This is a genomic window from Ensifer sp. Root954, assembly GCF_001429005.1.
Lineage (GTDB): Bacteria > Pseudomonadota > Alphaproteobacteria > Rhizobiales > Rhizobiaceae > Ensifer > Ensifer adhaerens.
The window spans coordinates 115428-137032 of record NZ_LMJM01000015.1; the positions used below are offsets into that span (position 1 = coordinate 115428).

Annotated in this window: 18 protein-coding genes; 10 read left to right on the forward strand and 8 right to left on the reverse strand. The window is 63.2% G+C overall.

The window, feature by feature from the left end:
* Position 1: 1 nt before the first annotated feature.
* The 3 genes from ASE71_RS09550 to ASE71_RS09560 are packed head-to-tail and all read right to left on the reverse strand — an operon-like array spanning position 2 to position 3022.
* Positions 2-1309: an HlyC/CorC family transporter gene (locus ASE71_RS09550; RefSeq protein WP_060518524.1), complete on the reverse strand. Its 1308-nt coding sequence runs from the start codon at positions 1307-1309 to the stop codon at positions 2-4.
* Positions 1306-2439 (reverse strand): 3-dehydroquinate synthase, encoded by a 1134-nt coding sequence (aroB, locus tag ASE71_RS09555; protein WP_034806539.1) that lies wholly within the window; start codon positions 2437-2439, stop codon positions 1306-1308. The genes ASE71_RS09550 and aroB overlap by 4 nt, the downstream gene beginning before the upstream one ends.
* Positions 2432-3022, reverse strand: coding sequence for a shikimate kinase (locus ASE71_RS09560; protein ID WP_034806536.1), 591 nt, complete (start codon positions 3020-3022; stop codon positions 2432-2434). Before ASE71_RS09560 ends, aroB begins: the two co-directional genes overlap by 8 nt.
* A 235-nt stretch (positions 3023-3257) precedes the next feature.
* Between ASE71_RS09560 and ASE71_RS36405 the strand changes: the two genes are divergently transcribed.
* From ASE71_RS36405 to ASE71_RS09585, 5 genes are all read left to right on the forward strand, one after another.
* Positions 3258-3407: a hypothetical protein gene (locus ASE71_RS36405; RefSeq protein ID WP_034806731.1), complete on the forward strand. Its 150-nt coding sequence runs from the start codon at positions 3258-3260 to the stop codon at positions 3405-3407.
* The gene (gene xerD, locus ASE71_RS09570) at positions 3404-4360 is read left to right on the forward strand and encodes a site-specific tyrosine recombinase XerD (protein ID WP_060518526.1); all 957 of its coding nucleotides are present in this window, start codon (positions 3404-3406) and stop codon (positions 4358-4360) included. The genes ASE71_RS36405 and xerD overlap by 4 nt, the downstream gene beginning before the upstream one ends.
* Before the next feature lie 64 nt (positions 4361-4424).
* Complete coding sequence (locus tag ASE71_RS09575) at positions 4425-5378, forward strand: acetyl-CoA carboxylase carboxyltransferase subunit alpha (RefSeq protein ID WP_034806530.1); 954 nt, start codon at positions 4425-4427, stop codon at positions 5376-5378.
* A gap of 280 nt (positions 5379-5658) precedes the next feature.
* Positions 5659-7101, forward strand: coding sequence for a L,D-transpeptidase family protein (locus ASE71_RS09580; protein WP_060518650.1), 1443 nt, complete (start codon positions 5659-5661; stop codon positions 7099-7101).
* Complete coding sequence (locus ASE71_RS09585; RefSeq protein ID WP_060518528.1) at positions 7101-7337, forward strand: sulfurtransferase TusA family protein; 237 nt, start codon at positions 7101-7103, stop codon at positions 7335-7337. Before ASE71_RS09580 ends, ASE71_RS09585 begins: the two co-directional genes overlap by 1 nt.
* Positions 7338-7382: 45 nt before the next feature.
* On the opposite strand, the gene ASE71_RS09590 is transcribed toward ASE71_RS09585, so the two are convergent.
* Together ASE71_RS09590 and ASE71_RS09595 are read right to left on the reverse strand one after the other, a co-directional pair.
* Positions 7383-8540 carry a CobW family GTP-binding protein gene (locus ASE71_RS09590; protein ID WP_060518652.1) on the reverse strand — a complete coding sequence of 386 codons (1158 nt, stop codon included), beginning with the start codon at positions 8538-8540 and terminating at the stop codon, positions 7383-7385.
* A gap of 12 nt (positions 8541-8552) precedes the next feature.
* Complete coding sequence (locus tag ASE71_RS09595; protein WP_060518655.1) at positions 8553-9623, reverse strand: D-alanyl-D-alanine carboxypeptidase family protein; 1071 nt, start codon at positions 9621-9623, stop codon at positions 8553-8555.
* A gap of 201 nt (positions 9624-9824) precedes the next feature.
* Between ASE71_RS09595 and ASE71_RS09600 the strand changes: the two genes are divergently transcribed.
* Positions 9825-10988, forward strand: a complete 1164-nt coding sequence (locus ASE71_RS09600; protein ID WP_034806520.1) for a M20 aminoacylase family protein — start codon at positions 9825-9827, stop codon at positions 10986-10988.
* Between the two features lie 19 nt (positions 10989-11007).
* Positions 11008-11472, forward strand: a complete 465-nt coding sequence (locus tag ASE71_RS09605; protein WP_034806518.1) for an Lrp/AsnC ligand binding domain-containing protein — start codon at positions 11008-11010, stop codon at positions 11470-11472.
* A gap of 68 nt (positions 11473-11540) precedes the next feature.
* On the opposite strand, the gene ASE71_RS09610 is transcribed toward ASE71_RS09605, so the two are convergent.
* Positions 11541-12593 carry an NAD(P)-dependent alcohol dehydrogenase gene (locus ASE71_RS09610; protein ID WP_060518530.1) on the reverse strand — a complete coding sequence of 351 codons (1053 nt, stop codon included), beginning with the start codon at positions 12591-12593 and terminating at the stop codon, positions 11541-11543.
* Positions 12594-12810: 217 nt separating this feature from the next.
* On the opposite strand from ASE71_RS09610, the gene ASE71_RS09615 reads away from it, so the two are divergent.
* On the forward strand, positions 12811-13749 hold the full coding sequence (locus ASE71_RS09615; protein ID WP_060518532.1) for an AraC family transcriptional regulator: 939 nt from the start codon (positions 12811-12813) through the stop codon (positions 13747-13749).
* Between the two features lie 30 nt (positions 13750-13779).
* Here the strand turns inward: ASE71_RS09615 and ASE71_RS09620 are convergent, their stop codons facing one another.
* Positions 13780-14214 carry an Lrp/AsnC family transcriptional regulator gene (locus ASE71_RS09620; protein WP_043617453.1) on the reverse strand — a complete coding sequence of 145 codons (435 nt, stop codon included), beginning with the start codon at positions 14212-14214 and terminating at the stop codon, positions 13780-13782.
* Positions 14215-14340: 126 nt separating this feature from the next.
* Between ASE71_RS09620 and ASE71_RS09625 the strand changes: the two genes are divergently transcribed.
* On the forward strand, positions 14341-17397 hold the full coding sequence (locus ASE71_RS09625; protein WP_060518534.1) for an aminotransferase class III-fold pyridoxal phosphate-dependent enzyme: 3057 nt from the start codon (positions 14341-14343) through the stop codon (positions 17395-17397).
* A 106-nt stretch (positions 17398-17503) separates the two neighbouring features.
* Entirely contained in the window at positions 17504-18526 is a 1023-nt protein-coding gene (locus tag ASE71_RS09630) for an amino acid ABC transporter substrate-binding protein (RefSeq protein WP_060518536.1), read from the forward strand.
* A 98-nt stretch (positions 18527-18624) separates the two neighbouring features.
* Here the strand turns inward: ASE71_RS09630 and ASE71_RS09635 are convergent, their stop codons facing one another.
* Positions 18625-21549, reverse strand: coding sequence for an aminotransferase (locus ASE71_RS09635; protein WP_060518538.1), 2925 nt, complete (start codon positions 21547-21549; stop codon positions 18625-18627).
* Positions 21550-21605: the final 56 nt, after the last annotated feature.

A 21605-nucleotide genomic window follows, 5' to 3' on the forward strand; every position in this document is an offset into this window, starting at 1 on the left:
ATCAGGCCAGCGGAGCGCCCTCTTCCGCCGGGCGGATGCGCAGCTTGGTAATGCGGTTCTTCACCCGCTTCATCACGATGAAGCGTTTGCCGTGGAAGGTGAAGGCCTGGCGTTCCTCCGGAATGCTCTTGGACTCGTGGATGACCAGACCGGCCACCGTCGTCGCCTCCTCGTCCGGCAGCGACCAGTCGAGCGCGCGGTTGAGATCGCGGATCGGCACCGAGCCATCGACGACGATCGAGCCATCGGCTTCCTGGCGCACGCCCTGAATGTCGAGGTCGTGCTCATCGGCGATATCGCCGACGATCTCCTCCAGAATGTCCTCCAGCGTCACCAGACCCTGAACCTGACCATACTCGTCGACGACGATCGCCAGATGCAGCTTGCGACGCAGGAACGCGTTGAGCTGATCCTTGAGGTTGGTCGTGTCCGGCACGAACCAGGGTTTCTGCGCGATCTTGACGATATCGAGGTTTTCCGGCTCGACATTTGGTTCGGCCAGCGCCCTCAGCAAATCCTTGGAATGCACGACGCCGATGATGTTGTCGGTCGACCCGCGCCAGAGCGGCAGCCGCGTGAACGGGCTTTCGAGAATATCGCGGACGCAGGTTTCCGGCGGCTCGTCGGCATTGATCGCCCGCATGCTGGTGCGGTGGATCATGATGTCGGAGATTTCAAGCTCGCCAAGATCGAGCACGCCGCCGAGCCGATCGCGGTCGGCCTTGATCACCGAGCCCTCGCGGTGCAGCAGGTCCACGGCGCCGCGCAGTTCCTCATGCGCCGACAGCATAGACATGTCGGAGGCCAGGTTGATGCCGAAGATGTTAAGCAGGCGCCGGACGATGCCGTTGACGAGGCTCGAAACCGGGCCGACGACGGCGACGAAGAGACGGACGAGCGGTGCCACGGCAATCGCGAAACGATCCGGCGAAGCAATCGCCCAGCTCTTCGGCAGTACTTCCGAGAAGATGACGAGCAGCACGGTCATGGCGAGTGTGGCGATCGCCACGCCGCTGTCGCCGAAGAGACCGATCAGCAGGCTCGTCGTCAGTGACGAGGCAAGAATGTTGACGAGATTGTTGCCGATCAGCAGCGCGCCGATCAGCCGGTCGCGACGCTCGATCAGCCGGTTGACGATGCCGGCGCGCTCTTCGCCGTTGTTTTCCAGCGTATGCATACGCGAGCGCGACGCGGCGGTCAGCGCCGTCTCCGAACCCGAAAAGAAGCCCGAAAGCACAAGCAGGCAGAAGACTGACAGGATCGACAGCCAGTACTCCGCCAGGAAGGCAATGAAGGCTTCGCCGGTCATTGCGGGTGCTTTTCCCTCAGGAAGCTCAGAACCTCGGAGGATGGGACGTCATCAGCGACGAAGGACTGGCCAATACCCTTCGTCAGGATGAAGGTGAGCTTGCCGCCCTTGACCTTCTTGTCCTGGGCAATCGCGTCCATCAGCCGTTCTGCCGGAGGCAGTGTACCGGGAATTTCCGACATGCGCGTCGGCAGGCCGACGGCCCTCAGATGCGCCTCGACACGGGTTGCATCGTCGGCGCTCGCAAGGTTCATGCGCGTCGAGAACTGATGCGCCAGCACCATGCCGATCGAAACGCCCTCACCGTGCACCAGCCGGGCGCTGTCGTATTCGGTCGCCGCCTCCAGTGCATGGCCGAAGGTGTGGCCGAGATTGAGCAGCGCGCGCAGGCCATTTTCGCGTTCGTCCGCCGCCACGACGTCCGCCTTGGCCTGGCAGCTGACTGCGATCGCCTCAATGCGGGCGCTACCCCCCGCAAAGACCGCCTGCCAGTTGTTTTCGAGCCAGGCAAAGAAGTCCGGCTTGTCGATCAGCCCGTATTTCGCGACCTCGGCATAACCGGCGCGGAATTCGCGCTCGCTCAAGGTGTCGAGCACGTCGGTGTCCGCCAGCACCAGATCCGGCTGGTGGAAGACACCGATCAGGTTCTTGCCGTGCGGCGAATTGATGCCGGTCTTGCCGCCGACGGAGGAATCCACCTGCGCCAAGAGCGAGGTCGGTATCTGGATGAAGCGCGAGCCGCGGCGCACGATGCCGGCGGCAAAGCCGGTGAGGTCACCGATGACGCCACCGCCAAGCGCGATCACCGCATCGTTGCGCTCGATCCGGGCGCCAAGCACCGTTTCGCAGACCGGAATCAGATGTTCGAAGCTCTTGGTCTTTTCGCCGGCGGGAAGCACCAGCGACACGGCGTCGATGTCGCACTCCCCAAGGCTCGCCATGAGCGGCTCAAGGTAGCGCGGCGCGACGTTCTCATCGGTGATGACGGCCATCTTGCGCCCCTTGAGGCGGGCGGCGATTTCCTCACCGGCCGCCGCAATCAGCCCGGGACCGATCAGGATGTCGTAAGAACGGTCACCGAGGTCGACACGGACCTTGCGTTCGGCTGCAGGCATCGCATGGCTATTCATGGGTCTTCTTGTCCTGGTACTCGATGACGGCGGTGAGGACATCCTCGACCATCGTCTCTTTCTTCACATCGCGCGACAGCACCGTCAGGTCCGCTTCGGCGTAGATCGGGTAACGCGCATTCATCAGGTTTTCGAGCGTCTGCTTCGGGTTCTCGGTCTTCAGCAGCGGCCGGGTGTCGCGCTTGTTGACCCGCTCCCAGAGCACGTCGAGCTCGGCGTTCAGCCAGACCGTCAGGCCACCCTTCTTGATCTGGCGGCGCGAGCGCTCGTTGATATAGGCGCCGCCGCCGGTCGAGACCACGCGCGGACCGCTGCGCAAGAGCCGCTTCAGCACCCGCGTTTCAAGCGCCCGGAACTCGTCTTCGCCATAGCGGGCAAAGAGATCGCTGATCGTCATGCGCGAGACGCGCTCGATCTCATGGTCAGAATCGACGAAGGGAATGCCAAGCGCCTGAGCCGTCAAACGACCGATTGCCGATTTGCCGGCGCCCATCAGGCCGATGAACACGAGATTACGTTTACCGAGTACAAGCTTCGCCCGCTCGGCAAGCGTTGCGGAAACCGGTTCGATCACGTCGTTCATTGGACTTCTTATTCCCCATTCCCTTTCGGTATCGACAAATCGGGGTGTAGCGTCAAGTCGTCGCTCGCGTCCGCTCACGGTTCTTGAACTCGGCGGAAGCGGCGTTCATATAGGTCTGGCACCCGCCACAGCGTCGCGCGCTCATTCCGAGCGCCTGAAACGCACTGGCCGTTTGAACGCCTGCATGTATCCTTACGTCCGCTTCGATCGAAAGGCACATGCAGAGGAGATTGAAATGCCGACCCTCTTCCGGTTCCTGTTCTTCTGCGCCGTAATTGCCGGGATAGTGTACGGCACGATGATCTCTCTCGTCACCTTCGTCGAGCCGACGGAGCGCGACGTCACCGTGAAGATCCCGTCCGAACGGGTGAACAAGACCCAATGAGCGATCTTTCCGCCGCCCATGTCGAGGCTTTCCTCGAAATGATGAGCGCCGAGCGGGGTGCAGCGGTCAATACGCTGCAATCCTACGAGCGTGACCTCGAAGATGCCTCCTCGCATCTGCGCACGCTCGGAACCGGGCTGACCGGGGCGACACCAGATGACCTTCGCGGGTATCTCGCCCATCTCGCCGGTCAGGGCTTCAAGGCCTCCTCGCAAGCGCGGCGGCTTTCGGCGCTCAGGCAGTTCTACAAATTCCTCTACGCCGAAGGCATGCGCGGCGACGACCCGACCGGGATCCTCGACGCGCCGAAGAAGGGACGTAGCCTGCCGAAGACGCTGAGCGTCGACGACGTCTCGCGCCTGATCGGCCAGGCGGAGACCGAGGCGGCAGCCGGCGGTACCGACCACCTCGCCAAATTGCGCATGCATGCGCTGATCGAACTGCTCTATGCGACCGGCATGCGCGTCAGCGAACTCGTGTCGCTGCCCGCAAGCGTGCTCGCCCAGAACGGCCGCTTCCTCGTCATCCGCGGCAAGGGCAACAAGGACCGCCTCGTTCCGCTATCACAGGCAGCGATCCGGGCCATGCGGGCCTATGGCGAGGCGCTCGCCGAGGAGATTGCGCGCGAGGAAAGTGGCAACCGAGAGAGCCCGTGGCTCTTCCCCTCCTCGGGCAAGCAGGGGTTCCTGCCGCGCCAGGTTTTTGCCCGCGATCTGAAATCGCTGGCCGCGCGCGCCAGCATTCGCGTCGCCACGATCTCCCCGCACGTGCTTAGACATGCCTTCGCCAGCCACCTGCTGGCCAATGGCGCCGACCTTCGCGCGGTGCAGGAACTGCTCGGTCACTCGGACATTTCAACGACACAAATCTATACACATGTTCTGGAAGAACGGCTGCACAACCTGGTGCAAAACCATCACCCTCTTGCCAAACAGGCGAAAAAACAGGATTAGGACCGCCGGGCAGGCTGGTTTCGGCCCGCAGACCCTTGTCGCAAAATGATCGGAAACGCATCTCATGCACAACTATCTCGATTTCGAAAAACCCATCTCCGACCTCGAAGGCAAGATTCTCGAATTGAAGAAGCTTGCCGGCGAAGACGAGAGCGTGAACACTTCGGATGAGATCGAACGCCTGGAGACGCGCGTCCGCGACGCGATGGTCGAGATCTATTCCAAGCTGACGCCGTGGCAGAAGACCCAGGTCGCCCGCCACCCCTCGCGCCCGCACTTCCTGGATTATGCCGCCGAGCTCTTCACCGAGTTCACGCCGCTTGCCGGCGACCGCAACTTCGCCAACGACGACGCCATTCAGGCCGGTCTTGCGCGCTTCCGCGGCATGCCGGTCGCCGTTCTCGGCCAGGAAAAGGGCAACGACACCAAGTCGCGCATCAAGCACAATTTCGGCAGCCCCCGTCCAGAAGGCTACCGCAAGGCGATCCGCGTCATGGAAATGGCTGACCGCTTCGGCCTGCCGCTGATCACGCTGGTCGATACCGCAGGCGCCTACCCGGGCGTTAACGCCGAAGAGCGCGGCCAGGCGGAAGCGATTGCCCGCTCCACCGAGATGTGCCTCAACGTTCGCGTGCCGATCGTCACCGTCGTCATCGGCGAAGGCGGCTCCGGCGGTGCGATTGCGATCGCCACCGGCAACCGCGTCTACATGCTCGAGCATGCGATCTACAGCGTCATCTCGCCGGAAGGTGCAGCCTCGATCCTGTGGCGCGATTCCACCCGTGCCAAGGAAGCGGCCAGCAACATGAAGATCACGTCCGAGGATCTGAAAGCGCTCGGCGTCATCGACGGCATCATTCAGGAACCGGTCGGCGGCGCGCACCGCGACCCGAACGCGGTCATCGGCCGCACCGGAACCGTGATCGCCGACGCGCTCAAGGAACTTTCCGGACGCGATGGCGACCAGTTGCGCACCGATCGCCGACAAAAATATCTGAATATCGGCCGTAACCTCTAAGCCGGATCGGCAGTCCTTAAGCGGGAGCGGGGCGGAAATCCCACGACCTTCCCCTCGCCCGATCTGATGGCCCGCGATTGCGGAAGCGGATTTCGCAACTGCAAAGCGGAGTGTGGCCAAATCTTGGCCATATTCATGAGGTCATGAACAGCGCATCGGCAGGGCCACCCTGCAGGGTTAAGAATTCGTGAAGTATAATCGCTTAGTGATTCTCTAAAAGGCCCACCCTCGCGGACTTGGGCTTTCCTAGTCGAGTTTGGGTTTGAACGGGCCTCTGCTGATGCGTTTCTGGAACCTTTTAGCTTCCGCCGCCATTGTCGCCGCGCTTGCCGGCTGCACCAACGAAACGCTGGATGCGACGACATCGGTCGATATCAAATCCGTCAGGAACAAGACCGAGTATCAGGTCTCTGCCCCGATGGTCAAAAAGATGAGCGAGCTCGGGATGCAGAAGCAAGCCCCGATCGCGCTGCGCATCTTCAAGGAAGAAGGCACGCTCGAGGTCTGGAAGGCCAATACCGCCAACCGCTTCCAGCTTTTGAAGACCTACAAGATCTGCGCCTGGTCCGGCAAGCTTGGGCCCAAGGTGAAGGAAGGCGACCGGCAGGCGCCGGAAGGCTTCTACCCGCTCTTCCCGCGCCAGATGAACCCCAATTCCAACTACTATCTGGCGATCAACACCGGCTACCCCAACGCCTACGACAAGGCGAACGGTCGCCAGGGCACACACCTGATGATCCACGGCGCCTGCTCGTCGTCGGGCTGCTACTCGATGACCGACGAGCAGATGATCGAGATCTTTGCGCTCGCCCGCGATAGCTTCAAGGGCGGCCAGGAAAGCGTTCAGCTGCAGGCCTTCCCCTTCCGCATGACCGCGGAGAACATGGCGCGGCACCGCGACAATCCGAATATCGACTTCTGGAAGATGCTGAAGGTCGGCTACGACCAGTTCGAAGTCACCAAGCGTCCGCCGGAAGTCAATGTCTGCGAGAAGAAGTACGTCTTCAACCAGCAGGCCTCCGGCCCGTTCAATCCGGGTGGCCAGTGCCCGGCCATGTCGACGCCGCCAGCCCTGCAGGTGGCGATGGCGAGCTTCGAAAAGAGCTACCAGACCGACTACGACAAGGCGATGAAGAAGTATGACGGCATGGTCTGGTACGAGCCCAGCGAAGCCGAGCGCAAGGCGATCGTCGCCAAGCAGCGCGTCGGCCGCGAACTCGCCTATGCGCCGACCGGCAACTCGCTTGACGCCGGCAAGATGATGAAGGCGAGCGATCTCGAAAAGAAGATCGCCTTGCAGAAGGAAGCGGAAGAAACCAAGCAGGCCGTCGAGATCCAGAAGAAGGAACTCGAAAAGGCGACCGATGGCGGCAAGCACGTCCCGGTCCCGGCCGCCAATCCCATTCCGCAGCCAGTGATGCAGGCGGCCGTCGAGCAGCCGAAGAAATCCTTCTGGAGCCTGTTCTCCAAGAGCGAGCCGGAATTGCAGATGCCGGCCCCGGTCGTCATCACGCCTGAACAGCAGGCTACTGCCGCACCGCAGACGCAAGCGGCCCCGGCAACGACCGCAAAGCAGGCGAAGGCGCCGGCCCCTGCCGCCCAGCAGCAGGCCGCTGCCGTGACCACGGCAACGACACCGTCAGCCGATGCGACCGCCGGAGCGCCTGTTATGACGGAAGAGCCGCCGAAGAAGCGGCCGTTCTGGAAGATCTGGGGCAATTGATGCCGGACGAACAGAAGATCGTCTATGACCTGAGGGGGCTTAAATGCCCCCTTCCCGTTTTGAAGACGCGTAAACGCATGACTTCGCTGGCGCCGGGCGCATTGCTGGAGATTGAGACCACCGATCCGCTGGCGGTGATCGACATTCCGCATTTCTGCAACGAGGACGGCCACAAGCTTGTAGAGGCCGCACCCGCCGACGGCGGCCACCGGTTCCTCATCCGCAAGGGCTCGTAAGACGCCACGTCTGCCGCGCGGCAACGCTTCGATTACTGAGGTGATTTAGAACCGCATGCCTGGCACGGCGAGCGGATTGTCGGACAACGCTTGGGCGTCTGGCCGGTCGATGCGCGGCTTGCCGGTGAAGGCGTCGAAGAGGTCGCGGACGAAGGCCTCTTCCAACCCCTTGGTGATCAGCACCATGCGCGTGCGACGGTCGTTCGGGTCCGGCCAGGCGGCGAGCCGCTCCGGCGTGTGGAAGACGTTCTGCACGCCATGCAGCACCAGCGGCCGGTCCGGCCTGTCGGCAACCGCGACGATCGCCTTCATCCGGAGCAGCTTCTCGCCATGCGCCGAGCGCAGGAGATCGATGAACATGTCGAGCGCCATAGGCTCGATCGGCCGGTCGTGCACGATGCTGAAGGAGCGGATGTCGCCGCCATGTCGCGTCACATCGTGATGGTGATGATGATCGTGCCCATGATCATGGTGGTGATCGTGGTCGTGATGATCGTGACCGTGGTCATGATGATGGTGGTCGTGGTGCGCCTCGTCCTGCAGCCAGCGGCCGACATCAGCGATCTTCGACGACGGGTCGTAGAGGCCACAATCGAACAGCTCTGCGCGCCCTGCTTCGGCGCTGTCGCCATCGATCAGCGGCGCGCGCGGATTGAGCGCGCGGATCCGCGCCGTCAGCGCATCACGCTCCGACGTTTCGGCAAGGCCTGTCTTGCTGATGACGATGCGATCGGCAACGGCAATCTGCTTCAGCGCTTCTTCGTGGTTGGCGATCGTCTGCAGGCCGTTGACGGCGTCGACGACGGTGACCACGCCATCCAGCCGGAAGTTCTGCGCAATGATCGGATTGCCGATCACCGATTGCAGCACTGGCGCTGGGTCGGCAAGGCCGGTGGTTTCGATAACGACGCGCTTCAGCGGCCTGATCTTGCCGGTCTGCATGCGGTCCATGAGATCGGCAAGCGTATCGACCAGTTCGCCACGCACGGTGCAGCAGAGGCAGCCGTCGGAAAGCTCGATGACCCCGTCGCTGGAGGCTTCCACCAGCAGATGATCGATCGACACGTCGCCGAACTCGTTGATGATAACGGCCGTATCCGAGAGATCGGGATCCTTCAGCAGCCGGTTGAGCAGCGTCGTCTTGCCCGCACCGAGGAAGCCGGTAAGGATCGAGACCGGCACCGCCGACAAGGGACTAACCATCATGCACTCCGATCAGAAGGTCGGCCGCGGCACCGGGATCGGCACATTGGCGACATCGCCCTGGCCGACCGGGTCGCCGGCAAGCTTCGGCGCCTTTTCGCCGCTGCCGGCGATCAGCCCGGCGAAGGCAAGCTTCAGCGGCCGGTTGATTTCGTGGATATAGGGCGAGAGCAGCTTCTGGCGGCCGGCTTCGTCGCGGCCCTCGCTGCGAACCTTCGCGGCCGCCTTCGAGCAGATCTGCTTGCTGACATCGGCCACCATGTCGCGCGTCTCGCCATAGGCCGGGATCTGCACCAGCGACGGCTTGCCGTTGCCGTTCGTCGTCAGTGCCATCTGCAGGAGCCGTGCGGACTCATCCGCACGCGCACCGAGGCTGTCCTCGCCGAGCACGACCGAGACGACGCTGCGCCCCTCGCGGGTGGCGGATGAAACCTGGTTGAAGCCGGAGGCGCAGATGAAGCCGGTTTTCATGCCGTCAGCCCCTTCGAAGCGGCCGATCAGCATGTTGTAGTTCGGATAATCCTTCTTGCCGGTGGTGAAACCTTCCAGCGAGAAATAGGAGGCGTATTGCGGAAACTCGCGCTTGAGCGTGATCGCGAGTACCGCAAGGTCGCGGGCGGTCGTGTACTGGCCGGGACCAGGCAGACCGTTGGGATTGATGAAGTTCGAGGAGGTCATGCCGATGCGGCGGGCCTCGGCATTCATCCGCTCGATGAAGGCGGGCTCCGAACCGGCGACCGTTTCGGCGATCGCGACCGCAACATCGTTTGCCGACTTCACCAGCATCATCTTCAGCGCGCTGTCGAGCGTCATCGCCTGGCCGGGCTTGTAGAACATCTTGCTCGGCGGCTCGGCGGCGGCGTTCTTGGTCATGATGACCGGGCTCTCGAGCGTGAGCTGACCGGACTTGATGGCGCGGAAGGCCGTGTAGGCCGTCATCAGCTTGGTCAGCGACGCCGGATACCATTTCTGGAAGATATCCTGGTGCTCGTAAACCTTCAGCGAATTGACGTCGACGACCAGCCTTGGATTGGCCGCAGCCGGCAGCGCCGCAAGAAGCGTGGCGCATGTCGCCGCCGTCACTCCGAGCGCCTTCATCTTGCCACGCGTGAAAAATCCTGCTGTCACCACGATAGGACCTCGAAAATCCGCTGTTGCCTCGTCTCGTCCGGCTATTTAGCCTATATGGCGAGGAGATGGCAAAGCCCATTCACGGGCAGTCGTGCCAATCCACACCGATACGCAGATACAATTAGTGATCGAACAGACCGACAGGACGAAACGATGCCGATACTTAACCGTGCCGCCGAGCTCCAGAATGAAGTCACCGAATGGCGGCGCCACCTGCACAGGAATCCGGAGCTCCTGTTCGCGGTCGAAAATACGGCAGCCTTCGTCGAAAAGAAACTGAAGGAGTTCGGCGTTGACGAAATCGTGACGGGGCTTGGCCGCACCGGCGTCGTCGGCCTCATCCGCGGCAATCTCGGCGCGGGCCGCACCATCGGCCTGCGCGCCGACATGGACGCGCTGCCGATCACCGAGACGAGCGGCAAGGACTGGGCCTCTGAGACATCCGGCAAGATGCATGCCTGCGGCCACGACGGCCACACGGCCATGCTTCTCGGCGCGGCGAAGTATCTCGCCGAGACCCGTAACTTCGCCGGCCAAGTCGCGGTGATCTTCCAGCCTGCCGAAGAAGGCGGCGGCGGCGGCAACGAGATGGTCAAGGACGGCATGATGGAGCGCTTCGCCATTGCCGAAGTCTACGGCATGCACAACATGCCGGGCATGCCCGTCGGCCAGTTCGGCAGCCGCGTCGGCCCGATCATGGCCTCGACCGACGAGTTCACCATCACCATCAAGGGCCGTGGCGGCCATGCGGCCCAGCCGCACAAGACGATCGACCCGATCATCGTCGGAACGCAGATCGTGACCGCCTTGCAGACGATTGCGTCGCGCACAGTCGATCCGCTCGCCTCCGTCGTCGTCTCCGTCACCAAGTTCAATGCCGGCTTCGCCCACAACGTCATTCCGCAGGAAGCCGTGCTTGGCGGCACCGTGCGCACCCTCATGCCTGAGGTGCGCGAGATCGGCGAAAGCCGCATCCGCACGATTGCCGAGGGTGTTGCCCAGATCTACGGCGCGACCGTCCAGGTCTCCTACAACCGCAACTATCCGGTAACGGTGAACCATGCCGACGAGACCGGTTATGCCTTGCAGGCGGCAGCCGAGATTGCCGGTGCCGGCAATGTCCAGCCGTCGCTCGATCCGATGATGGGCGGTGAGGATTTCTCCTACATGCTGCTTGCCCGCCCCGGCGCCTTTATCTTCATGGGCAACGGTGACACCGCCGGGCTGCATCACCCGGCCTATGACTTCAACGACGAGGCGATCCCGCACGGCATTTCCTACTGGGTGAAGCTCGCGGAAACGCGACTTGCCGCCTGAGGCACGGTTGGGAGGCACGATGCATCAGATCGACAAGATTGACCGACGAATTCTCAACATTCTCCAGGCGGACGGCCGCATCACCAATCTGGAGCTTGCCGATCGCATCGGCCTGTCGCCGACCGCGACCAGCGAACGCCTGCGCCGGCTGTTGAAGGAGGGATACGTCTCGGGCTTCGGCGCGCGATTGGACCCGCAGAAGCTCGGCTTTGGGCTGCTGGTCTTCATCGAGGTCATGCTCGACAAGACGACGCCCGACGTCTTCGACCAGTTCGCCGCCGCCGTCAAACAGGCGCCGGCCGTGCTCGAATGTCACATGGTGGCAGGCGGCTTCGACTATCTGGTCAAGACGCGGTTCGAGGACATGGCGGCCTACCGCAACTTCCTCGGCCAGGTTCTCTGGACGCTCCCGGGCGTCAAGGAGACCCGCACCTATGCTGTCATGGAAGAGATCAAGAACGACGGGCCGCTGCCGCTGGTGTGAGCCTCTGTCGCAGAAAAATAAAAGAACGGCCCGGGATCTACACAGATCCCGGGCCGTCTGCTTTCAGCTTAGGCGGCGTCCTGCAGCGATGCCATGTCGATGACAAATCGATAACGCACGTCGCTCTTGACGACGCGTTCATAGGCTTCATTGATCTCTTGGATGCGGATCGTTTCGATTTCCGAGACGATGTCGTGTTCGCCGCAGAAGTCGAGCATTTCCTGGGTCTCCTTGATCGAGCCGATCATCGAGCCGGAAATGCTGCGGCGCGCCGGCACCAGCGAGAAGGCATGCACCGGCACGGCGTTCTCCGGAATGCCGACCAGCACGAGATCGCCATCGACCTTGAGCAGGTTGAGGTAGGCGTTCCAGTCGATCTCGGCTGCAACCGTGCAGATGATCAGGTCAAACGTGCCCGCCAGCGCCGTGAAGGTCTCGGGGTCGTTGGTGGCATAGTAGTGATCGGCGCCGAGCTTCAGCCCGTCTTCCTTTTTGGAAAGCGTCTGGCTGAGAACGGTCACGTCTGCGCCCATGGCATGCGCCAGCTTGACGCCCATATGTCCGAGACCGCCCATGCCGACGATCGCGACCTTCTTGCCGGGACCGGCCTTCCAGTGGCGCAGCGGCGAATAGAGCGTGATGCCGGCGCAAAGCAGCGGTGCCGCAGCGTCGAGCGGCAGGTTCTCGGGGATCGACAGAACGTAGCCTTCCTTGACGACGATGCTGTCGGAGTAGCCGCCCTGGGTCGGTGTCTTGCCGTCGGCTTCGACGCCGTTGTAGGTCACGACCAGGCCGGGCATGTAGTGTTCCAGATCCAGATCGCGGGTAGCGCAGGTGGTGCAGGAATCGACGAAGCAGCCGACGCCGGCGCGGTCGCCGACCTTGAACTTGGTCACCTTGGAGCCGACCGCCGTGACGATGCCGACGATCTCGTGGCCCGGAACCATCGGGAACGCCGAGTTGCCCCATTCGTTGCGGGCCTGGTGGATGTCCGAGTGGCAGACGCCGCAATATTTGATCTCGATCACCACGTCGTCGTCGCGCGGTTCGCGGCGTTCGAAGGTGAAGGGCGTCAGCGGCTTCGACGCATCGGTCGCCGCATATCCTCTTGCAATGGCCATCAGTCTGTCCTCATTTTGGGAAAGGGTGCAGGTCCGGAGGGAGCCCGGCCTGACGCATCAGGACTATGAGGGTGCGCACGCTGCAAGCGTTAGAGCGATCCTGCAAAGTTTTTGCACGATCCTACAAGATTGACAGCGACATCCTGGAGATGGCACGTCGAGACCCTATCTGAGCGTTGCCTCACACAACGCTAAGCCGCTGGAAAGACCTGAGATTATGACAGCCACGCGACAGACTGCCCGTCCCGAGATGATCGACGTCATTGCCCGGTTTGCCAAAACCGACGGTGATCACATGACGCAGATTGCCGGCCTGAGCCTGCACCGCCACGGCGGCGATGCCCCGGTTAACTGCTCCGCCTACAGGCCGAGTTTGGCGATCATCGTGCAAGGAGCAAAGCGCGTGGTTCTCGGCGAAGAGACGCTGATCTACGGCGCCTCGGATTATCTGCTGACGTCGATCGACCTGCCGGTTCTGTCCCAAGTCTGCCAGGCCTCTGCAGACGAGCCCTATCTCAGCATGGCCTTCACGCTCGATCCCGGTAAGATCCAGGCGCTGCTTGCGTCCCTGTCGCAGCTGCCGACACCCGCCGCCTCCGTGCGCGGCATGAGCGTCAGCAAGATCACTGTCGAACTCGAAGATGCCGCACTTCGCTTGCTGCGTCTGCTCGAGCGGCCGGACGATATCCCTGCGCTGCTGCCACTGATCGAGCAGGAAATCCTCTACCGGCTTTTGACCGGGCCGCACGGCCATCGCCTCAGACAGATGGCGACGACCGACAGCCAGCCGCATCAGGTCGGCCGCGCAGTCGCCTGGCTGAAGGAACACTATTCGCGGCCCTTGCGGATCGACGATCTCGCCAACCGTGTTTCCATGAGCGTCTCGTCGCTACACCATCACTTCAAGGCGATCACCGCGATGAGCCCCCTGCAATACCAGAAACAGCTTCGGTTGCAGGAGGCCCGGCGGCTGATGCTGGAGGAGAGTCTCGACGCCGGCGATGCCGGCCATCAGGTGGGTTATGAAAGCCAGTCGCAGTTCAGTCGCGAATATGCCCGCCATTTCGGCGAGCCACCGATGCGCGACATCGGCCGCGTGCGCCGCTCGCTGCTCGAACGGCTTGCTCCGCAGGCGGAGCTGCTGAGCGAGGGCTGACGAGGCGCCCTCGGTTCCGCTGGCGGCGTATCAGCTTCGCTCGATATCCCGCCTAAGCACGATCGAGGTGGTCAGATCCTCGACATTGTCCATCGTCGCCACCTCGTTGCGCAGCTCGTTGAGCGCATTGATCGAGCCGACCTCGACCTCGACGACGAGATCCAGCTGGCCGCTGACGGAGGACACCTTGCGGACCGTAGAGAAACCGGCAAGCCGGTCGAGCACGCCGATCGATGGCGTGCGCTTCAGCGTCACCAGCAGAAAGGCCTGAATCGTGCCCTCGTCCAGCTGGCCGATATCGGCGCGATAGCCGCGAATGACGCCAGCCTTTTCCAGTCGCGTGACCCTCTCGGTCGTCGCACTTCTGGAGAGCCCGATCCGGCCCGCCAGCGACTTCATCGGGATCCGCGCCTCCTGCGACAGAATGCTGAGGATGGTGCGGTCGATCGCGTCGATGTCCTGCATGTCCCCTCCTCCGTGCCTGCCGACAAGATGACGGTTATTATAAACATAGTGCCGGTGCAACCGGCATATTGCCGGATGCATCGGAGCACAGCCCATGCAAATCTCGTCATCGAGATGAGGATCCCCATGAACGATATGCTGAAGACCACGCCCGACTTTTCGACCGAAGCGGCAGCCGCCTTGCTGAAGGAGCATTACGGCCTCTCCGGCGCACTCTCGCTGCTTGCCAGCGAACGCGATCAGAACTTCAAGGTCGAGGCTGAGGACGGCAGCATCTCCATTCTGAAGATCATCAATGGTGCCGAGCCCGAGGTCGAAAGCGATTTCCAGACCGCACTGCTCAGCCACGTCGGCGCCCATGCCGCCGACCTGCCGGTGCCGCATATCCGCCCGACGCTGTCAGGCGCGAGCCTTGCTTCGACCACGAGCACGCGCGGCGTCACCCACCGCCTGCGGCTCGTCAGCTGGGTCGAGGGCCTGCCGCTTGCCGAAACCGGGCGCAACGATGCGGCGCTACAGTCGCTCGGACGGATGCTCGGCCGCTTCGATGCCTCGCTCAAGGGCTTCATGCATCCGGGCGCGCTGCGCGATCTCGACTGGGATATCCGCCAAGCCGGCCGCTCGACCGACCGGCTGCACCACGTCACCTCGGCCGAAGACCGTGCCTTGCTCGAACGCTGCCTTGTCCGCTTCGAAAAGTCCGTGGCGCCACGGCTTGCAACCCTCCGCGCCGCCGTCATTCACAACGACGCCAACGATTGGAACGTCCTGGTCGATAAAGTCGATCACGACACCATTTCCGGCCTCATCGATTTCGGCGACGCCCTGCATGCGCCCGTGATTGCAGAGGTGGCGATCGCCGCCGCCTATGCCGGGCTCGACCATCCCGATCCGATCGGCGCCGCTGCGGCAATCGCCCGCGGCTTCCATGCGGAGTATCCGCTGGCGGAAGAAGAGGTCGATCTGCTCTTCGATCTCATCGCGATGCGCCTCGTCACGTCGGTCACGATCTCGGCGTCCCGCCGCGCCCATACCGACGACAATCCCTATCTCGCCATCAGCGAACGGCCGGCCTGGACGCTTTTGCGCAAGCTCGACCGGATGAACCCGCGTTTCGCCACCGCCATCCTGCGGCATGCCTGCGGCTTCGAGGCAACATCCGGCGCCCGCAAGGCTGCCGCCTGGATCAACGCGAACCGCAAGTCGCTGAAGCCACTGCTCGAACGCCCCGCCGCCACCTATCCGGCAGCGCTCGTCCCCTATGGCGACCCCACCCACCCGATGACGGTAAAATCCGCTGGCGAACAGCCGGATGAAGCCCAGGCGATCTGGGAAGACTATTGTCGCGCGCATGGCGTCGAACTCGGCATCGGACCTTTTGGCGAGGAACGCACCGTCTATGCCGGCGAGATGTTCGTCTCGCGCTTCATCGACCACACCCGCCGCACTCGCCATCTCGGGCTCGACCTGTTCATGGCCGCCGGCACCAGGCTCTACACTCCGCTTGCCGCAACCGTCGTCAGCGTCGAGATCGAGAAGGACCCGCTCGGTTATGGCTGCCTGATAGCACTTCGCCATGAGCCCGAGGGATGCCCGCCCTTCGTCACGCTCTGGGGTCATATGGCGCACGAAGCCATGAGTCGCATCAAGGCCGGTGACCAGCTTGCGGCCGGCGCGCTCGTCGGCGAGATGGGAGCGCCGAAGGAAAATGGCGGCTGGGCGCCGCATCTGCACCTGCAGCTTTCGACCGACATCGCTCTGTCGGCGACCGAAATCCTCGGCGTCGGCGAGCCGCAGTTCCTCGACGTCTGGGCCGAACTCTTCCCCGATGCGCGCACCTTCGCCGGGATCGCCGAGGAGTTCTACGAGAAGAAAGGCCGCTCGCACGACGAGATCGTCAAGCGCCGCAAGGAATTGCTCCTGCCGAACCTTTCGATCTCCTACGACAAGCCGATCAAGTTCGTGCGCGGCGAAGGCGTCTGGCTGATCGACGACAGCGGCCGCGCCTATCTCGATTGCTTCAACAACGTCTGCCACATCGGTCACGCCCATCCGGCAGTGGTCGAGGCGATGGCAAAGCAAGCGGCGATCCTCAACACCAACACCCGCTACTTGCACGACAACATCGTCGCCTATGCCGAGCGGCTGACGGCAACGCTGCCGAAGGAATTGACGGTCGCCGGTTTCGTCAACAGCGGTTCCGAGGCCAACAGCCTGGCGCTGAGGTTGATGCGCGCCCATACGGGCCGCGAGAATGCGATCACGCTCGACTGGTCCTATCACGGCACGACGCAGGAGCTGATCGACATCAGCCCCTACAAGTTCCGTCGCAAGGGCGGCAAGGGTCCGAAGCCGCATGTGCATGTGGCAACCATTCCCGACAGCTACCATGCGCCGGCCGACTGGCCGGCCGAGGAACACGGCAAGCGTTTTGCCGAAAGCGTCGCCGAACTGATCCAGGCCATGAAGGCCAAGGGCGAAGGCCCGGGCTTGTTCATCGCGGAATCGATCCCGAGCGTCGCCGGCCAGGTGTTCCTGCCGGAGGGCTACCTGAAGGAAGTCTATCGCCTCGTACGCGCGGCCGGCGGCGTCTGCATCGCAGACGAAGTGCAGGTCGGTTTCGGCCGCGTCGGCAGCCATTGGTGGGCCTTCGAGACCCAAGGCGTCGTGCCGGACGTCGTCACCATGGGCAAACCGATCGGCGACGGCCATCCGCTCGCAGCCGTCGTCACCACCCGCGAGGTGACCGACAGCTTCAACAACGGCATGGAGTATTTCAATACCTTCGGCGGCAACCCGGTCTCCTGCGCCGTCGGTCTCGCGGTGCTCGACGTGATCGAAGGGCAGGATCTGCGCGGCAATGCGCTTTCGGTCGGCAACTATCTGATAGATGCCTTGCGCGCCATGCAGGCCCGCTACGAGGTGATCGGCGATGTGCGCGGCATGGGCCTCTTCCTCGGCATCGAACTTGTCACCGACCGCAAGACCAAGGCACCGGCAACCGAATTCGCCCGCGCCGTCTCCAACGGCGCCCGCCGCCGCGGCGTGCTGATGGGCACCGAAGGCCCGCATGACAACATCTTGAAGATGCGCCCGCCGATGATCTTCTCGAAACGCGATGCCGATCACCTGCTCGCCGTGCTCGAAGAGACTTTTGCGGACGTCGCAAGGACGCTCGGTTAAGGCCGGCTCGAACAGCAGAAAAACCAAACGCAATGACCGGGGTGCCCGACACGCATCCCGGCACGAAGACGCATGCCCTAAAAACATCAATGAGGAGAACAGGACAATGAAACTTGGAGTGAAATTTGGAGTTCTGGCACTGGCGAGCACGGCGTTTCTTGCCGGCACCGCCGCCAACGCCGGCATGCTCGACGTCATCAAGGAACGCGGCGAACTTCGCTGCGGTGTCAGCCAGGGCGTGCTCGGCTTTTCCGCGCCCAACGACAAGGGCGAATGGACCGGTTTCGACATCGATTTCTGCCGCGCTGTGGCTGCGGCAGCGCTCGGCAATCCCGACAAGGTGAAATACGTACCGCTGTCGACCAAGGAGCGCTTCACCGCCCTTCAGTCGGGCGAGGCCGACCTTCTGTCGCGCCAGACCACCTGGACGCTGTCGCGCGACACCGATCTCGGCATGAGCTTCGTCGGCGTCAACTACTATGACGGCCAGGCCTTCATGGTGCGCAACGACCTCGGTGTGAAGAGCGTCAAGGAACTCTCGGGCGCCTCCGTCTGCACCGAGACCGGCACGACGACCGAACAGAACATGGCCGACTATTTCGGCGCCAACAACATCCAGTACCAGGTCGTCGCCTTCGAAAAGGCCGACCAAACGATCCAGGCCTTCAACACCGCCCGCTGCGACGTCTATTCGACCGACGCTTCTGCACTTTATGCCCAGCGCCTGACGCTGAACGACCCCGATCGTTTCGTCGTGCTGCCGGAAGTCATCTCCAAGGAGCCGCTCGGTCCGGCCGTCCGCCAGGGTGACGATCAGTGGTTCAAGATCGTGCGCTGGACGCTGTTCGCGCTGACCGAAGCCGAAGAACTCGGCATCACCAAGGACAATGCCGCAAAGCTTCTCGAAAGCGGCACGAACGCCCAGAAGCGCTTCCTCGGCATCGAGAACGAAGCCGGCAAGTCGCTGGGGCTCGATCCGAAGTGGGCCTACCAGGTGGTTTCCGCCGTCGGCAACTATGGCGAAGTCTTCGAACGCCACCTCGGCAAGGACAGCCCGCTGAAGATCGATCGCGGTCTCAACAAACTCTGGAGCCAGGGCGGCCTGATGTACGCCCCGCCGGCACGCTGATCCCAGGAGCAGTTCCGGCAAAGTCTCCCGTTTGGAATTGCTCATCCAAGGAAAAGCGCCAACGAGACGCCGCGGCCCTCCCCGCGGCGTTTTCGCCTTTACCAGCCTTCCTCCAGCACCCGGCCCAGCATGTCGGCGAAAAAGTCGGCGCTCTCGCGGGATAGGCAGAGCGGCGGCTTGATCTTCAGCACGTTCAGGTGGTCGCCAGTCGGCTGCATGATGACGCCGAGATCGAGCAGGCGGTCGCAGATCGCCGCCGTCTCCTCGGTCGCCGGCGACAGGGTCTCCCGATCGCGCACGAATTCGACGCCGAGATAGAGTCCCATGCCATGCACCGCGCCGATCAGCGGGAAGTGCTGCCCTAGCGCTTCGAGCCGCGCCTTCAGATAGCCGCCGACCACCTGTGCGTTTTCCGGCAGCCGTTCTTCGGTCAGGATATCCAGGACCACCTGCCCGACGACGGAGCTCACCGGGCTGCCGCCCGAGGACGAGAAGAAGTACCCCTCCTTCTCCAGCGCATCGGCGATCTCGCGGCGGGTGATGACGGCGCCGAGCGGATGGCCGTTACCCATGCCCTTGGCGACGGTAATGATATCGGGCACGACGCCCTGCTCCTCGAAGCCCCAAAAATAGTCTCCGAGACGACCATAACCGACCTGCACCTCGTCGGCGATGCAGACGCCGCCGCGGGCCCGCACCATGGCATAGACCGCGTCGAGATAGCCCTTCGGCAGCGGAATACCGCCGGCATTGCCGTAGACCGGTTCGCAGATGAAGCCCGCGAGCTTCTCGTCCGCCGCGTCCAGCTCGGTCAGTTTCTTGACGACGGAGCGCACATAGCTGTCGGTCGTGTCGGCGCCGCGGAACTCGCCGCGATAGGTGTTGGGCGCGGTAACCGGATGTACCCAGGCCGGGCGGGTTTCGAGCGCCTGCGGATTGTCGGCGATCGAGGTCGACACCGCGTCGCTCGCGACCGTCCAGCCGTGATAGGCCTCGAGCAGGCTCACGATGTTGCGCGCGCCGGAATAGGCCCAGGCGAGCCGCAGTGCCAAATCGTTCGCCTCCGAGCCGCTGTTGACCAGAAACACCGTGTCAAGCCCATCCGGCGCGAGCGCTGCAAGCCGCGTCGAGAATTCGGCGACGGAGGCATAGTGAAAACGCGAATTGGTGTTGAGCAGCGACCATTGCCGCCCCACCGCGGCTGCAAGCCGCGGATGCCCATGGCCGAGAATGGTCACGTTGTTGACCATGTCGAGATAGCTGCGGCCCTCGATGTCGAACAAATGGTCCTTCCAGCCGCGCTCGATCTGCGGTGGTTTCAGGTAGTAGTTCTTCTGCGGCCTGGCGAAGTGCTGCTGGCGGCGGGCAAGCAGTGTTTCGCTGTGCGGCTCCGGCCCATCGCATTCGAAGCCGAGGACGCCGGCCGGCGACGGGCACAGGTGCTTCCACGCCGCCGCCTGACGCGGCACGACGAAAAGCGGAGGCACGAGACCATGCTCGCGGCAAAGCTGGACGCGGATCAGGCCGTAGGAGTGCTGCTCGCCGGAGACGACGCCCAGCACGGCACCAGCAACGATCGTCTCCTCGAGGTCGGCACCGGCTTCCACGCCCTCGAGAAACAGGCTGGCTTCGGCCCCTTCGAGCACCAGCAGCCCGTCCTGCCGGACGATACGGGCGGCAAAGGGAGCGACAATCTCGCGACCGGCCTCCAGGCAGATGTCGACATGCAGTGCGAAGGTGGCATCGGGCTTCGGTGACCGCAGCTGGGTCTCCGTCATCCGGTATTCGCCATAGCGCGTCGTCGCGATGCCGATTGCATGGGCGGCGTGTTGCAGCAGCGAGATCGGCAATCCCTGGTGCTGCCAGCGCTCCTCTGGCAACAGCGGGCTCAGGATCGAGAGGTCGATCTGGCGCACGTCAGTGGGGCCGAGCCCCTGGATGAGGCTCTCACCGGTCACTCGGGCCGAGTCCGGCGCAAAGCCGACGGCCGAAAGAATGGCGTGCTCCATCAATGCCGAAGGCACCGACGACGCGACCTCGAAGATCTCCCGCTCATGCGCGGCATTGCCCTCGACGTAAGCATTGTCGGGCTCGCGGGAGAGTTGGTGTTCGGAGCTTGCGACCAGCACCGCAGCGCGCGCAACGATCAGCGGCCAAAGCGCCTTCAGTTCCACCTCGGTCAACGGGCATGCCGCATGAAACGCCTTGACCGCGGGTAGGATGAACCAGGGGTCTCCATCCGCGTGATGCAGCAGCGAGGCGCAGGTGACAGCGAGTTCGGCAGCCAGCCAGCCATTGAGGATATCGCCGAAATCGATGACGCCGTCCGGCATCGCCCGGCCGGCGGCGTCGAGCCGGCTGACCACATTGTCGTCGGTGACGTCATGGTGGATCGCCTGGGTCCTGAGTTCAGGGGTAAGCGGCTGCAACCGCCGCATGGCGCCGACCATCACTTCAGCGATGCGCTTCTTGCGCCGCTGGTCCGCCATATCGGTAAGCAGATGCAGGACGACGGGGCCGGCGCGCCTCAGATCCCATTGCAGTTCCCGCTCGAGCCCCGGATGCTCGAAGTCCTCCAATGCCGACGCGAGCTGACCCGCTAGGCCGCCGAGGGCAGCCACGGCTTCGCGCGAAAGATGTTTGCGCCGGGTGAGCGGTTCGCCTTCGAGATAGGTGAGCAAGCGGATGCGATAATCCGCGCCGCGGACGGCAACGCTCTCGATCGCCTCACCCTTGAGAGAGGGCACGACCTCCGCAACGCGTGTCGTCGGCAGACGTTTGCCAAGGTGCCGCAAGGCCGCATTCTGCGCTTCCAGTTCCAGCGGCTCGTATTCCGCCCGGCAGATCTTCAGCACATAGCGCCGCTCGCCGGTGTCGAGACGGTAGTTGCGGTCCTGCTGGCTGCCGAGTTCGCTGATCGTGCCCGACAGGCCATAGTGTTCGGCGAGCAGCGAACGCGCCTCCTCGGCGCCGACATCGGGTCTCGGGAGCTCTGTGCGAAGCTTCAGCGGGTCCTCAACCATGATCTCGTCATCCTCCCCTTAGGCGGTCGATCCTCCGAATCGACCGGAATGTTGTC

Coding starts and splice junctions, on each gene's coding strand:
- ASE71_RS09550 (WP_060518524.1), bottom strand. CDS start 1,309: ATGACCGGCGAAGCCTTCATTGCCTTCCTGGCGGAGTACTGGCTGTCG.
- aroB (WP_034806539.1), bottom strand. CDS start 2,439: ATGAATAGCCATGCGATGCCTGCAGCCGAACGCAAGGTCCGTGTCGAC.
- ASE71_RS09560 (WP_034806536.1), bottom strand. CDS start 3,022: ATGAACGACGTGATCGAACCGGTTTCCGCAACGCTTGCCGAGCGGGCG.
- ASE71_RS36405 (WP_034806731.1), top strand. CDS start 3,258: ATGCCGACCCTCTTCCGGTTCCTGTTCTTCTGCGCCGTAATTGCCGGG.
- xerD (WP_060518526.1), top strand. CDS start 3,404: ATGAGCGATCTTTCCGCCGCCCATGTCGAGGCTTTCCTCGAAATGATG.
- ASE71_RS09575 (WP_034806530.1), top strand. CDS start 4,425: ATGCACAACTATCTCGATTTCGAAAAACCCATCTCCGACCTCGAAGGC.
- ASE71_RS09580 (WP_060518650.1), top strand. CDS start 5,659: ATGCGTTTCTGGAACCTTTTAGCTTCCGCCGCCATTGTCGCCGCGCTT.
- ASE71_RS09585 (WP_060518528.1), top strand. CDS start 7,101: ATGCCGGACGAACAGAAGATCGTCTATGACCTGAGGGGGCTTAAATGC.
- ASE71_RS09590 (WP_060518652.1), bottom strand. CDS start 8,540: ATGGTTAGTCCCTTGTCGGCGGTGCCGGTCTCGATCCTTACCGGCTTC.
- ASE71_RS09600 (WP_034806520.1), top strand. CDS start 9,825: ATGCCGATACTTAACCGTGCCGCCGAGCTCCAGAATGAAGTCACCGAA.
- ASE71_RS09605 (WP_034806518.1), top strand. CDS start 11,008: ATGCATCAGATCGACAAGATTGACCGACGAATTCTCAACATTCTCCAG.
- ASE71_RS09610 (WP_060518530.1), bottom strand. CDS start 12,593: ATGGCCATTGCAAGAGGATATGCGGCGACCGATGCGTCGAAGCCGCTG.
- ASE71_RS09615 (WP_060518532.1), top strand. CDS start 12,811: ATGACAGCCACGCGACAGACTGCCCGTCCCGAGATGATCGACGTCATT.
- ASE71_RS09620 (WP_043617453.1), bottom strand. CDS start 14,214: ATGCAGGACATCGACGCGATCGACCGCACCATCCTCAGCATTCTGTCG.
- ASE71_RS09625 (WP_060518534.1), top strand. CDS start 14,341: ATGAACGATATGCTGAAGACCACGCCCGACTTTTCGACCGAAGCGGCA.
- ASE71_RS09630 (WP_060518536.1), top strand. CDS start 17,504: ATGAAACTTGGAGTGAAATTTGGAGTTCTGGCACTGGCGAGCACGGCG.
- ASE71_RS09635 (WP_060518538.1), bottom strand. CDS start 21,549: ATGGTTGAGGACCCGCTGAAGCTTCGCACAGAGCTCCCGAGACCCGAT.